Origin of the sequence: Streptomyces sp. CB00455 (genome assembly GCF_001905445.1) — a bacterium.
Classification (GTDB): domain Bacteria; phylum Actinomycetota; class Actinomycetes; order Streptomycetales; family Streptomycetaceae; genus Streptomyces.
Window position 1 is genome coordinate 185,873 of the sequence record NZ_LIVQ01000008.1, and the last position, 12,149, is coordinate 198,021.

Consider the following 12,149-nt stretch of genomic DNA (forward strand, 5'->3'; position numbering starts at 1 on the left):
AGACTCGGACACGATCCGGGCCCGGCGGACCTTCACCCCGCAAGCGACGGTCCGCTCCACCAGCCGCAGCCACCCGCTCCAGAACTCCGAGTCGTCCGCGGGCACGCTCCCCTCACGCAGGAACGCCTCTTGCGTACGACGATCGCCCGCGGAAACGTGCCACAGCATCCAGCAGGGCCGAGCTTGGGCGAGAACCCCTACAAGGCGGAGCCTCGTCCAAGCCGGAGGCTACAACGCTGGCACCAGCTCGAATTCTTTGTTGACGTCGCCGCCGCCGCCCGCTCCGACCTTCTTACGCAGGCCGCTGGTGACCTCGATGCGATGCAACCCAGATACCAGCTGGTGTCGCCAGGCCCACGGTGTGCAAACGGCTGTCCGTCCTCAGCTCGGTGACGAACCACCAGCCGGTAGCCGGGGGGCGGAACGGCTGCGGTACTGCGTCTTGGTGGTGTGACGTCCGGTATGGGGCCGTAGCCGGCCGGTGTGTCGGCTACGGCCCGGGACCACGTCGCTCGTTCCAGCGACGTGAGGTGGGCGTCAAGGCAACAGGACAGCCTTGCCCCGGTTGCGGTGGGCTTCCAAGTCGGCCTGAGCCAGAGCGGCCTCGGCCAAGGGGTAGGTGCGCCAGATCGGCACGGTCAGTTTTCCGGAGGCAGTCAGTTCAGCCAGTTCGGGCAACGCCTCCGGGACGCGGTCGGAGGGGTCCATACCGGTGAAACGCACACCATGCTGGGCGGCGTTCATGTCGGCGATCGTGATCACACGCTCCGGCCCGCCGACCAGCGCGATCGAGTCGGCAAGCACGCCCGCACCAGAGGTGTCGAACACTTTGTCTACGCCCTGCAGTGCGACCGCGCGCACCCGTTGAGCCCAGCCGTCGCCGTAGGGCACGGCGATGGCGCCCAGGCCCGAGACGCGCTCAAGGTCAGTTGGTGCGGCAGTACCGATGACGGTGATGCCGCGGGCAACCGCGAGCTGTGCGGCGATGGCGCCGACGCTACCTCCCGTTCCATGGATCAGCAGCGTCTGACCGGCTTTGAGATCCAGGTGCCGTAGTGCCCGGTAGGCGGTCTCGCCGACTGTGGGTAGGGCAGCAGCCAGCTCCCACGACAGGCCCTGCGGCTTTATTACTGGTGCGGACATCAGGGCGTACTCGGCGTAGGAGCCTGACGGTGTCACACCGAAGACGTCGTCGCCGACCCGAACACCGTTGACGGCCTCTCCGACGGCGTCAACTACACCGGCGGCGTCCAGGCCCGGGGTGATCGGAAAGTGGGGCGGGAAAACGTTGACCAGGTCACCACGGCGGATCTTGTTGTCGACCGGGTTCACCGAGGCCGCCCTTACCCGCACGCGGACCTCATGCGGGGCGGGCTGAGGGACGTCGGTCTCTGAGACGGTGAGAACGTCGGGGTCACCGAAGCGGGTGTAGGTGATAGCGATAGGCATAGGTACTTCCCTGGATGAGTGAAGTCCACCTGCGGCAATGGGCAGGTCGTCGGCTTCAAACGAACGCAACGGTTGGCGGTAGCTTGCCGGCCCGTTCTTCGGCGATGGGCGGCCGTGCCCTTGGGACTGTCATGGGGGCCTCCGCGCCCCGGCAGGGCGCGGAGGCGCTGGCGTCTAGCGTGCGGTGGGGTGGGACTCCAGGTTGTGCACGAATTCCGGCGGTGGGGGCGATCCCCACACCTGCGGCGGGACGTCCCCTTCCTTCTCCGCTTGGCGGCGCGGATCCCGGAACGCTTCGAGGCTGCCCCCGCAAGCCCCGCGAACTTCGGCGTTCGCGGGGCCGGCGAGGTCAGGCGGCTAGCTTCCCTCAGGCGGTGCGCAGCCGGTTTCCGCGGGCGCCGCGCATGTCGCGCAGGTAGAGCAGGGCCACGCAGGCGATGATCCACGCGGCCAGCACGGCGAGGCCGGACCACAGGCCGTCATCGTGGAAGTAGGACATCCCCTGGAGAGCGCGCACCCCCGCTCCGACGGGCAGCACGCCGGACAGCGGATGCAGCCAGTCGGGCAGGTAGAAGGGGGGCATGACGCCGCCGCTGGTGGCGTTGCCGAAGATCAGCAGGATCACCGAGGCGATGGCGGCGCCCGCGGATCCGGTCCATTTCACGATCGCCATGGTCGCGCCTCCCGCTGCCATGGCCATCAGGGCGGTGACCGCGGCCGTGCCGGCGAAGGAGCCGGGGAGGGCGCCGAAACCGGTGTCGCCGGCGAGGAGGGCGACGATGATGCCGCCGAGGGCGCCGAAGAGGGTCAGGCTGGCGATGCGCTGGCGAAAGCGCAGGGCGGGCGCGGCCTGGTAGGTCATCATGCCGAACAGGTAACCGGCCAGGACCAGGCCGAAGGCGGCGTAGAAGACCGACAGGCCGCGGGTGTCGCCGGCGGACACCGGCAGGATGTCCTCGCCGGCCGGGGGCGGGCCGTCCTGCGCTGCGGCTTGGGCGAAGGCGGCGGTCAGGGTGCCGGTCACGGAGGGGCCATTGGCGCCGGCGTAGAGCAGCTTGCCGCTGCCCCGGCCGTGGTCGGGGAGGTAGGCGGCGTAGACCTCCCGGTGCTCGACCGCCTCGCGGGCTGCGGCTTCGTCGCCGTAGGGCCGGACCACGAAGCCGCCGGGCAGGGCCCGCTCCAGGCCGGCTTCGAGGCGGTGCGCCTCGGCGGCGGTGCCTACGGCCGCGACGGGGAGGTCATGCGGGCGGGGAGCGTGGAAGGCCGCGAGGTAGACGCTCACGAAGATCGTCCCGATGGCGAGCACCACGGCGACGGGCAGCAGAACGCCCTTCAGGCCGGAGCGAGGATGCGGTTCGGGGGCGGGGTCGGGTATGTCCCCGTGGGTGGCCGGTAGGGCGTCGGCAAGATGGAGGGAGGTGGGGGCTGGCATGAAGAGAACCGTCCACGAGTTGTAAGGTGCCTGATAACCGAAGCAGTAAAACATAAGCTGCCTTACAAGTGGGGTCCATGTGAGCGAGCAGCCCATCCACACCGGCTATCTGGCCTGGCACTTCGCCCAGGCCATGGCCACCCGCCTTGAGAGAGAACTGCGCACTGTCGAGCTGAACCTCGCGCAGTACAACGCCCTCCAGCACGCCGAGCGCCAGCCGGGGATCTCCAGCGCCGACGCCGCCCGTCACGCCGGCATCACCGCCCAGTCCATGGGCTCCGCCGTGGCCAGCCTCACCGACCGCGGGCTGCTCACGCGCTCGCCCCACCCCACCAACCGCCGCATCCTGTGCCTGCACAGCACTCCCGAAGGCTCCCGCCTGCTGGAGCAGGCGAGAGAAGTCGTCCGGCAGGTCAACGAAGAGGCACTGGCCGTTCTGGAACCCCCGGAGCAGACCGCGGTCCACCGCCTCCTCCACCGCCTGGTCGCCCACCTCAACCCCGACGCACTGCCCCCCACCGCCGGTCCCACGGAAACGCCCGACCCGTGAGACCAGCCGCCGTACCCACCGGCGGCATCCGCGCCGGGGACTGAAGGGCCGCCCCGGCGCGCGCGTGGGGCGGCCCTGTTCTCGTCATACTTCAGAGCTACGCAGGAGAGCAGCTCTGCAGGGTGATGCCGACCACGGCCGCTCATCCCTAACGTCGGTTGAGACGCCCTCCCGACACTCAGACCATGGACGCCACTCCCCTGCCTGCACCGCCGTACCCGGTGACGGCCGGCCTCACTCGATACAGGTGAACGTGAACGACGAGGCACTCGCAGACCGGCTACGAGAAGTGAACGCCCTCCGGATGGGTGCGCGCTCCTTGTTGCAGGATCTGCTGACGCTCAGGTCCGACCCGCTGCCGCCCCTGCGTCGGCCCCGTCGGCTCCGCCGGCTGCCCCACGCATGCGTTGCCGCGGCCGCTGCCGTCGTGGTGATCGCCACCAGCGATCAACTCGGCCACCGCAACCAGCTCGGCCTGGGCTACGGCATCCTCCTCGCACTGCTCCAGGGCGGCGCGCTCCTGCTCGCTCTCGCCCACCCCGCCCCCGCCTGGTGGCTGTCCCTGACAGGGGCCGGCATCGCCGCCGCGGCCAGCACTCCTCATCTCCTTGAAAACACACCCTGGCCATGGACCGTCCCAGGCTTGTGCGCACATGCCGCGGTCCTGCTGCTGCTGTCCCTGCGTGTCCGCGCCCCCGCCGCGTGCGCGGCCCTCGCCGCCTCCGTCCTCCTGCCCTTCCTGATCGAACTCGCTGCGGACGCCGGCCGGCACCAGGGCACCACCTTCCTGACCCTGGTGCTGTTCTCCCTCGCTGTCGCTCTCGGTACCACCCTGCGCGGCCGGCGTGCAGCCCGGGCGCAGCTGGCCGAGCAGGCGGCGCTGGCCACCGTGGAACGGGCACAGCGCACACTGCTGGAGGAACGCGGGCGCATCGCCCGCGAGCTGCACGATGTCGTCGCCCACCACATGTCGGTGATCTCCATCCAGGCCCAGGTCGCACCCCACCTCACCGAAAATCCGACCGCGCTGGCCGAGAACCTGGCGGGCATCCGGCAGAACGCACTGGACGCCCTGACCGAACTGCGCCGCATGCTCGGAGTCCTGCGGTCCGACGACACCGAAAACCCCCACGGCCCGCAGCCCACCCTCGACGACCTCGATGCGCTGGTGGCCAACGTGCGCGGCGCCGGCTTGAACATAACCACCGAGATCACGGGCCGCCCTGTCCGGCTCCTCGACCCCGGCGCGCAGCTGGCCCTCTACCGCATCACGCAAGAGGCCCTCAGCAACTGCCTGCGCCACGCCCCAGGCGCCCACGTCCACCTGCGCCTCGCCCACACCGACGACGCCCTCGAACTCGACATCACCAACACCGCCTCCACCACGCCCGCTCCGCCCTCCCCCGGCTCCGGACACGGACTCCTGGGCATGCGCGAGCGCACCACCATGCTCGGCGGCCACCTCACCGCCGGGCCCGATAACACCGGCGGCTACCGGGTCAGCGCGCACATCCCGCTCAGTGGGCGCCTCGCCGCCCACCGCGATGACGCCATGCATACGGAGAAGAGCAGCACATAACACCGGTTGGCGCGTGGCGTCGCCCGCCCTGCCCAGGGCAGCCGTCCGAGGAACCGCGGCTGTTGCCGAAACGAACGGACCGACACCACGAACGAGGAGGCCGTGCCCCAAGACGCCCGCACACCGCTCGACGCCGGCTACGGCACCGACGATTCCCACGCACTGCGCGAACGTGTTCACGAGACCCTGCTCGCCGAGATCACCAGCGGTGGGCTGCCGCCGGGCACACTGCTCGGCGAAGGGGACACCGCCCGGCGGCTGGACGTCCCCCAGGTTCGCGTGCGGGAAGCCCAACGTCGGCGACGCGACACAGGCCCGGGCTGCCGGAACACGCGTCGAGGCATCGGGCGCCCCCTTGCACCCGAGCGTCGTCTACACCTGATGGGCCTGCCCCGTGGGTGAGGCCGCCTGGCCGCCGGTTTCCTGTTGCGCATGCCGGGTCGCGGCGACGGCCAGGCCCGCCTCGATCTGCTCCAGGATCTGGAGAGCCTCGGCCTGCCGTTCCTTGGGCAGCTGCCCAGCCGTGCATTCCTCCAGCTCCGCCCAGACCTCGTCGACCTGGTGGCGCAGCGCGAGGCTGGCCTCGGTGGGCTCGATGATGGTCGCCCGCTTGTCGGTGGGGCTGGGGCGGCGGCGAATGAACCCGGCATGTTCGAGCCGCTTGACGGTGCGGGTCATGGTGGCCGCGTCGGAACCGAGCAGCCGGACCAGGTCGATCTGACGCTGAGGCCCGAGGTCCCACAGCTGCATCATCACCAGTTCCTGGCCGGGGTGGAGGCCGACCCGGCGCAGGAGCTGCCCGGCGAGCATGCGGTGCAGCCGGGCCACCCGGAAGATCGCATGGGCCATCCGCCCGGCCTGGACCGAGGGCGGCATCGGCATGCCGGCCGCCTCGGCAGCATCAGGCCCGGAAGCCTCGCAGTCTGGGCCGATCATGTGATGCTGCGCTCCTTCAGGCAACTGCTCGAACATGTATGTCCGAGTCTACCCGTCTACAGCGGTCAGGACCGAACGCTGACAGAGCACAAAATCCGCCCGTTTCTCGTCGAGTCGCACGAGGCGGGAATGCTCCGGTGACTTTACTTGTTCGAGCAGGTAACGTGAAAATGTCAGCGGTCCTGCGAGGGGCCCGTACGAACGAGGAACGAGACATGAGCAAGGCTTTCGCCCCCTACGACCTGGCCGGCACACGTCTGGCCCACCGCATCGTGATGGCGCCGATGACCCGCAGCCGGGCCTACGGGCCGGGCCTGTCCGCCACGGAGCTGATGGCCACCTACTACGGTCAGCGCGCCGGTGCCGGCCTGATCGTCACCGAGGGCACGCAACCGTCCGCGGTCGGTCAGGGCTACCCCGACACCCCCGGCATCCACTCCGAGGAGCAGATCGAGGCGTGGAAGAAGGTCACCGGCGCCGTCCACGAGCGCGGCGGGGTGATCTTCATGCAGCTGATGCACACCGGGCGGGTAGGCCACCCGAGCCTGATGGGCCTGACCCCCGTCGGGCCTTCTGCGGTCAGGGCCGTGGGCCAGGTATACACCCACCAGGGCCCGCAGGACTTCGTCACCCCACATGCGCTGACCGAGGCACAGATCGCCGAAACCATCACCGACTACGCCATCGCCGCCCGCAACGCCGTCTTACCGGAGAGGCGCCCGCAGACCCAAGCGGACAGAGGTTAAAAGACAAGATGAGTAACTGTTTCTGAACCCCGTGTCGGCGGCCAGTTCGGAATCCCACGTACGGCGGTTGTGATGTCACTCTTGGTTACGGCCCGGGCTCGACGTCTGACCCGATCGGTCACATGCGGATGAGCGCGATCGGTTGTCGGACCACGTCAGTGCCAGGCACAGGCGATCAGCTGTCCGCGGAGTGGGCGTCGGCAAGGGCCTCACCGAAGAGCCGTCCGGCGAGTTCCATGCAGCGCGTCCGGGCAGGAGAGAAGTCGTAAGGCATCTTGGTGATCGCTGTGGCGGCACTCATCTCAGTGCCCTCCTCCCCTTTCAGGTCGGCGTCGTAGATCTCGAAGATCTTCTCCTCGGCCGCGCCGAGACCATCTGCCTCGATGGCCTGATTCAGGGCCATTTGGTGAGCGGATCGCTGTACGGCGAGCTCTTCGACGCGCGGGTCGTCGGGTTCGACGCCGTCGTCGAGGGCGGCCTCTGCCGCCTCAAGACGGTCCTCCTCGGCCCGCAGGTCGGGGTGGGTGGCCAGCACGATGAACGTGCCGGCCTGGATGGCGGCGCCCAGCGGCCCGAAGATCCGTTCTGTGACTAGCAGGGCGTCCAGATCGGAGGGGCGCAACGCGCCCGGGGGCAGGTGGCTGAGCCGGTCCGTGACCAGTTCGGAAAGCAGCCCCAGCGGGTTGCCCACCGCCTGCAGGCGCTGTACAGCCGCGCGCCGACGTTTGATGGCGGCCTCCTGCGCCGCCAAGGTTTCCTCCAGCCTGCTCAGGACCGACTCGATATCCGGGGCTTGGTCCAGGGCTTCGTCTCCAGCTTCGTCCCGGGCTTCGCCGAAGGCGGCCCGCATGTCGTCCAGGCTGATACCGGCATCAGCCATCTTGCGGATCCACAGCAGGCGGATCATGTCGTCATAGCCGTAGCGGCGGCGGCCGTCCCCGCCGCGCTCGGGCTCCGGCAGCAGACCGATCTCGTGGTAGTGGCGGATGGCGCGTGGGGTGATCCCGGCGAACGCAGCGGCATCACCGATCTTGACCTGTCGGGGAGGCGTGAGGGAGGGGTACATCGCAGACAGAGCCTTTCGTGCTGTGGTGCCCCGACCCCACCACATGCCGCTACGGCATGTGCAACAACCCCATCCAGGTGCCACCGGAGCCAAGTGTTGAGCGACGCTGAAGATGTGCGTGAAGGCGACGTGCTGGTTGTCGATGGGACGGGATGAAACGACCCCGGTGGCCGTCAGGCCGCCGGGGTCGTCGTGAACACGGTGTCGGCTTCGTGCTCACTCTGTCGCGTGGGTCTCGGTGATGGCGGTGCGGGTGGATGACTCGTCGACGATTCCCTTCTCTTCGGTGAAGGCTGCGATGAGGGACTGCCAGGCGATGTTGTTGACCGAGCGGGGCAGGCCGCGGCTGGTGAGGTGGAGGAGTTCGACGGCGTCGTCGGAGAACAGGGTGTCCTGTCGTCCGGCGATGGTGAGGTGGTGCTTGATGTAGCTGGCGGTCTCCTCTTTCGTCATCGTGGGCATTTGGTAGCTGATCGAGATCCGCTGGTCCAGGGCTGTCAGGACGCCGTGTTTCATGCGTTTGCGCAGGGTGGGCTGGCCGATCAGCAACACCGCGAATGGCGTCGTGGAGTCCATGTCGTAGTTGGTGAGCATGCGGATCGCGTCGAGCTCCTGGTGGTCGAGGAGGTGTGACTCGTCGATCATCACGGCCGGCGTCCGTCCCCGTTCGTCGACCTCGGCGGCCAGCGCGGCGGACGCCTGGGTGGCGAGCGCGGCCAGGTGGAACTTGGGGGTCCCGTTCAGGCTGGTGACGATGCGGTCGTAGAGGCCACGCATGCCGACCTCGGGGTTGGGCTGGTAGATGACCGTAAACCGGGCCGGGTCGAGCGAGGCAACGGCGCCCTTGCGGGCAGTTGCCAGCAGACGGCGACTCTGGAAGCACTCCTCGATCTCCCAGCGGCAGCCGGCGATCCGCACGAGGTCGGCGAGGGTGGCCTGCAGGGGTGCCGAAGCCAGGAAGTAGGCGAGCTCGTCCGGCTTGGTGATGCTGCGGCGGGCAAGTCTGGGTGCGGCGTCCTCGCCTACGCACAGGGCCGAGCTCGCCGCGTCGAGGGCCTGCACCGTGCCTGGACTGCGTGGAACAACACCCAGCGACACCGCTGTCCGCGCGCCCTGCGCCGGTGCCGAACGGCTGACAGGTGGGTTGTTCAGCAGACCTCAGGGGAAGTCTCTGCTCTGCGGGCCGTCGGCTGGACGTGGGGCCCTGTGGCGTGGGCAACCGCTGTGCGGAAGCCGGGGAAACTTCCAGGGTGGGGTTGATGCATGGTGAAACGACGCATGTCGGTTGGGACGCACTGGGGCAGTTTTATCGCGGTGGTCGAATCCGGCCGGTTGGTGCGAATCGAGCCGAGGAGCGATGACCCTGCGCCGTCGCCTATCGGCCCCGGAATGGTGACGGCCGCCGATGACCAGGCCCGCGTGTTGCGCCCCGCGGTGCGTAAGGGCTGGCTGAACGGCCTGCCGCGTGCCCACGACACGGCCAGAGGCGCGGACGCCTTCGTGGAAGTGAGCTGGGACGACGCGCTCACGCTGGTGAGCGATGAGCTGTCTCGGGTGCGTTCACAGCACGGAGACAGCGGGGTGTTCGGCGGATCCTACGGCTGGGCGAGTGCGGGCGCGTTCCACAACGCGCAGGGGCAACTCCACCGGTTCCTGGCGTTAGGCGGCGGATACACCGACTCGCGGAATACGTACAGCACTGCGGCTTTGGAGGTCATCCTCCCCCATGTGATCGGCGGGCATCCGTGGAGCTACCAGTCCCGGATGCCGATGTGGGATCAGATAGCCGAGAACTGCGAGCTCGTGGTGGCGTTCGGCGGGCTGGCCCTGAAGAACAGCCAGATCAACCCTGGTGGGCTGGCCAAACACCAGACACAGGACCTGCAGCGCCAGTGCCGTGAGGCAGGGGTGCGGTTCGTGAACGTCAGTCCCATCCGCAGCGACGTCGCCGGCTTCCTCGACGCCCAGTGGCTGCCCGTCGTCCCCAACACCGACACCGCCGCGATGCTCGGCATCGCCCACACGATGCTGGTCAACAGGTGGCACGACGAGGACTTCCTGCGCCGGTGCTGCACCGGGTTCGACCGCTTCGCCTCCTACCTGCTCGGGGAGCTCGACGGCGTCCCCAAGGACGCCGCCTGGGCAGCAGAGATCACGGGAATCAGCCGCGACACGCTCACCGATCTCGCACGCCGCCTGACCACCCAGCGTTCGCTCATCATGGTCAACTACGCGGTGCAACGAGCGGACCACGGCGAACAGCCGATCTGGATGTCCGTCGTGCTGGCCGCCATGGCCGGATCGATGGGCCGGCCCGGCTGCGGCTGGGGCGCAGGTTACGCGACGATGGACGCGACTGGCGTTGCCCCAGGCCGCCCCTCGGTGGCGACGATTCCGGCGGTGTCCAACCCCGTTGCGGATTTCATCCCGGTCGCGAGGATCGCCGACACCTTGCTGGATCCGGGGAAGACCACCGACTACGACGGGCAGCGGCTCACCTTGCCCGAGCTGCGCCTGATCTACTGGTGCGGAGGAAACCCGTTCCACCACCACCAGGACCTGCACCGGTTGACCCGCGCCTGGCAGAAACCCGACACCGTGGTGGTTCACGAAGCCTGGTGGAACACCACGGCCAAGTTCGCGGACATCGTCCTTCCCGTTGCCACCGGCCTGGAGCGCGACGATTTCGCCGCCGGATTCTCCGATCCTCACCTCGTCGCGATGCCGAAGGTCCGTGAGCCGCAGGGCGAGTCGCGCACCGACCATCAGATCTTCGCCGCCTTGGCCGGCCGGCTCGGATACGAGGAGGAATTCACACAGTCGCGTTCCGAGATCGAATGGGTCCGGCACCTTTACGAGCAGACGAAGGCGGGGCTCGGTGACGAGGCCGTCTTGCCGAGTTTCGAGGACTTCTGGCGCAGCTCCACCGCTGAGCTGCCGGCGCTGGCCGGACCGTTTCCCGGGAGCTTCGAGGCGCTGCGCTCAGATCCGCAGCGTTTCCCCCTGCCGACGCCGTCGGGCAGGATCGAGATCTTCTCCGAGGAGATTGACTCGTTCGGTTACGACGATTGCGCCGGGCATCCGACGTGGTTCGAACCGACGGAGTGGCTCCACGCTGATCTGGCGGACCGGTTCCCGCTGCACCTGATCTCGAATCAGCCCGCCTCGCGGCTACACAGCCAGTACGACAACGGCGGCCACAGCCTCAGCTCAAAAATCCGTGGCCGCGAGCCCGTGACCCTCAACTCATCGGACGCTGCGTCGCGTGGCATCGAAGACGGCATGATCGTACGAGTCTTCAACGACCGAGGCAGCTGCCTCGCGGGCGCAGTCCTGTCGGACGACGTCATGCCAGGCGTCGTACAACTGTCCACCGGCGCGTGGTGGGATCCGGTCCAGCCGGGCCTCAGCGGAACCTTGGACCGTCACGGCAATCCGAACGTCCTCACGGCGGATCGGCCGTGCTCACGCCTGTCCCAAGGGCCCAGCGCTCTCAGTGCGCTGGTCGACGTCGAGGTCTGTGCCGATCTTCCGCCCGGTGTGCTCGCTTTCACGCCACCCGACCTCGAACATTGACACGAAGACTTCCTGGCTCGTCGGGCGCGTTCCCGTGTACGCCCTAGTTAGGCGCGTAGCGGGCCGGTCAGGCCGTCGAAAGCCCCTTCACTCGCCGTTTGCGTCTGTGTGACGACGTGAATACTGTGCGCAGCCATGACTGCACTTCAAGACCTCAAGTACGGCCAGTGGTTCAGGGGCGCCGACGTCGACGGCGACGGATTCATCACCCAGCGGGACGTCCGCAACATGAGCGAGCGCTACATCGCCGCCCGCGGCGCCACGCCGGACTACGCCACCACCCACCAGCTCACCGAGGGGATGGACGGGTTCTGGACGAACGTGATCGCCCCCATGGATCAGGACGGTGACGGGAAGGTCGATCTGCGGGAAATGACCGAAGGGTTCAAGCGGGTCCTGACCGACCCCGCCCTGTACCCGGAACAGATCGAGCCGGTGACCAACTGCTTCTTCGACCTGGTCGATCTCAACGCCGATGGCAAGATCGATCAGGCGGAGTTCCAGCAGATGTTCGACTCAGTCGCCGGCGTTCCCGGCGAGGACTGTGCCGCGGTCTTCGCCGCTTTGGACCGGGATGGCTCCGGCGCGCTGGACCGCGCCGAGTTCCACCAGGCGCTCACGGAGTTCTTCTACGGCAACAACCCGGACGCTCCAGCCAACCACCTCTTCGGGAAAGTCACCGCCTGATACTCCAGCTTTGGATCGCGATCTTCATGCTTGATTGGCTTGTTGCTGGATCGGGCATGGTGGCGCGTCGCCTGTGGGACCAGTCGAGCCGGTGGTCTGTGTCGTAGACGCGTCGGACGGCCAGCGTG

At 68.3% G+C, this 12,149-nt stretch carries 9 protein-coding genes and 3 pseudogenes; 5 read left to right on the forward strand and 7 right to left on the reverse strand.

Features of this window, described 5'->3' with window-relative positions:
- Positions 1-18: 18 nt before the first annotated feature.
- From AMK16_RS38400 to AMK16_RS28165, 3 genes and pseudogenes are all read right to left on the reverse strand, one after another.
- Positions 19-168, reverse strand: a pseudogene (locus AMK16_RS38400) (hypothetical protein); the annotation flags it as partial.
- Between the two features lie 369 nt (positions 169-537).
- On the reverse strand, positions 538-1,449 hold the full coding sequence (locus tag AMK16_RS28160; RefSeq protein ID WP_073920138.1) for an NADP-dependent oxidoreductase: 912 nt from the start codon (positions 1,447-1,449) through the stop codon (positions 538-540).
- A gap of 367 nt (positions 1,450-1,816) precedes the next feature.
- Positions 1,817-2,881, reverse strand: a complete 1,065-nt coding sequence (locus AMK16_RS28165) for an ABC transporter permease (protein WP_242438964.1) — start codon at positions 2,879-2,881, stop codon at positions 1,817-1,819.
- Positions 2,882-2,960: 79 nt separating this feature from the next.
- On the opposite strand from AMK16_RS28165, the gene AMK16_RS28170 reads away from it, so the two are divergent.
- Both AMK16_RS28170 and AMK16_RS28175 read left to right on the forward strand, forming a co-directional pair.
- Positions 2,961-3,431 carry a MarR family winged helix-turn-helix transcriptional regulator gene (locus AMK16_RS28170; RefSeq protein WP_242438965.1) on the forward strand — a complete coding sequence of 157 codons (471 nt, stop codon included), beginning with the start codon at positions 2,961-2,963 and terminating at the stop codon, positions 3,429-3,431.
- A gap of 253 nt (positions 3,432-3,684) precedes the next feature.
- A complete protein-coding gene (locus AMK16_RS28175; protein ID WP_143196904.1) occupies positions 3,685-5,010 on the forward strand; it encodes a sensor histidine kinase in 1,326 nt (441 codons plus the stop codon).
- Positions 5,011-5,382: 372 nt separating this feature from the next.
- Here the strand turns inward: AMK16_RS28175 and AMK16_RS28180 are convergent, their stop codons facing one another.
- The gene (locus AMK16_RS28180; RefSeq protein ID WP_073920187.1) at positions 5,383-5,886 is read right to left on the reverse strand and encodes a MarR family winged helix-turn-helix transcriptional regulator; all 504 of its coding nucleotides are present in this window, start codon (positions 5,884-5,886) and stop codon (positions 5,383-5,385) included.
- 275 nt (positions 5,887-6,161) lie between these two features.
- On the opposite strand from AMK16_RS28180, the pseudogene AMK16_RS28185 reads away from it, so the two are divergent.
- A pseudogene (locus AMK16_RS28185) lies at positions 6,162-6,650 on the forward strand (oxidoreductase); the annotation flags it as partial.
- 217 nt (positions 6,651-6,867) lie between these two features.
- Here the strand turns inward: AMK16_RS28185 and AMK16_RS28190 are convergent.
- The 3 genes and pseudogenes from AMK16_RS28190 to AMK16_RS37755 all read right to left on the reverse strand — a co-directional run.
- Positions 6,868-7,758, reverse strand: coding sequence for a MerR family transcriptional regulator (locus tag AMK16_RS28190; protein WP_073920140.1), 891 nt, complete (start codon positions 7,756-7,758; stop codon positions 6,868-6,870).
- 216 nt (positions 7,759-7,974) lie between these two features.
- On the reverse strand, positions 7,975-8,649 hold the full coding sequence (locus AMK16_RS28195) for an ExeA family protein (RefSeq protein WP_274535390.1): 675 nt from the start codon (positions 8,647-8,649) through the stop codon (positions 7,975-7,977).
- Positions 8,623-8,760 (reverse strand): annotated as a pseudogene (locus AMK16_RS37755) (IS701 family transposase); the annotation flags it as partial. The pseudogene AMK16_RS37755 and the gene AMK16_RS28195, both read right to left, overlap by 27 nt.
- 261 nt (positions 8,761-9,021) lie before the next feature.
- Here AMK16_RS37755 and AMK16_RS28200 point away from each other — a divergent pair.
- Together AMK16_RS28200 and AMK16_RS28205 are read left to right on the forward strand one after the other, a co-directional pair.
- Positions 9,022-11,334 carry a molybdopterin-dependent oxidoreductase gene (locus AMK16_RS28200; RefSeq protein WP_242438966.1) on the forward strand — a complete coding sequence of 771 codons (2,313 nt, stop codon included), beginning with the start codon at positions 9,022-9,024 and terminating at the stop codon, positions 11,332-11,334.
- A gap of 135 nt (positions 11,335-11,469) precedes the next feature.
- Positions 11,470-12,021, forward strand: coding sequence for an EF-hand domain-containing protein (locus AMK16_RS28205; protein ID WP_073920143.1), 552 nt, complete (start codon positions 11,470-11,472; stop codon positions 12,019-12,021).
- The last annotated feature ends 128 nt before the right edge of the window (positions 12,022-12,149 follow it).

What these genes read in the sequence shown, in the direction of transcription:
- AMK16_RS28160 (WP_073920138.1), bottom strand. Translation starts at nt 1,449, where the DNA reads ATGCCTATCGCTATCACCTACACCCGCTTCGGTGACCCCGACGTTCTC.
- AMK16_RS28165 (WP_242438964.1), bottom strand. Translation starts at nt 2,881, where the DNA reads ATGCCAGCCCCCACCTCCCTCCATCTTGCCGACGCCCTACCGGCCACC.
- AMK16_RS28180 (WP_073920187.1), bottom strand. Translation starts at nt 5,886, where the DNA reads ATGCCGCCCTCGGTCCAGGCCGGGCGGATGGCCCATGCGATCTTCCGG.
- AMK16_RS28190 (WP_073920140.1), bottom strand. Translation starts at nt 7,758, where the DNA reads ATGTACCCCTCCCTCACGCCTCCCCGACAGGTCAAGATCGGTGATGCC.
- AMK16_RS28200 (WP_242438966.1), top strand. Translation starts at nt 9,022, where the DNA reads ATGGTGAAACGACGCATGTCGGTTGGGACGCACTGGGGCAGTTTTATC.
- AMK16_RS28205 (WP_073920143.1), top strand. Translation starts at nt 11,470, where the DNA reads ATGACTGCACTTCAAGACCTCAAGTACGGCCAGTGGTTCAGGGGCGCC.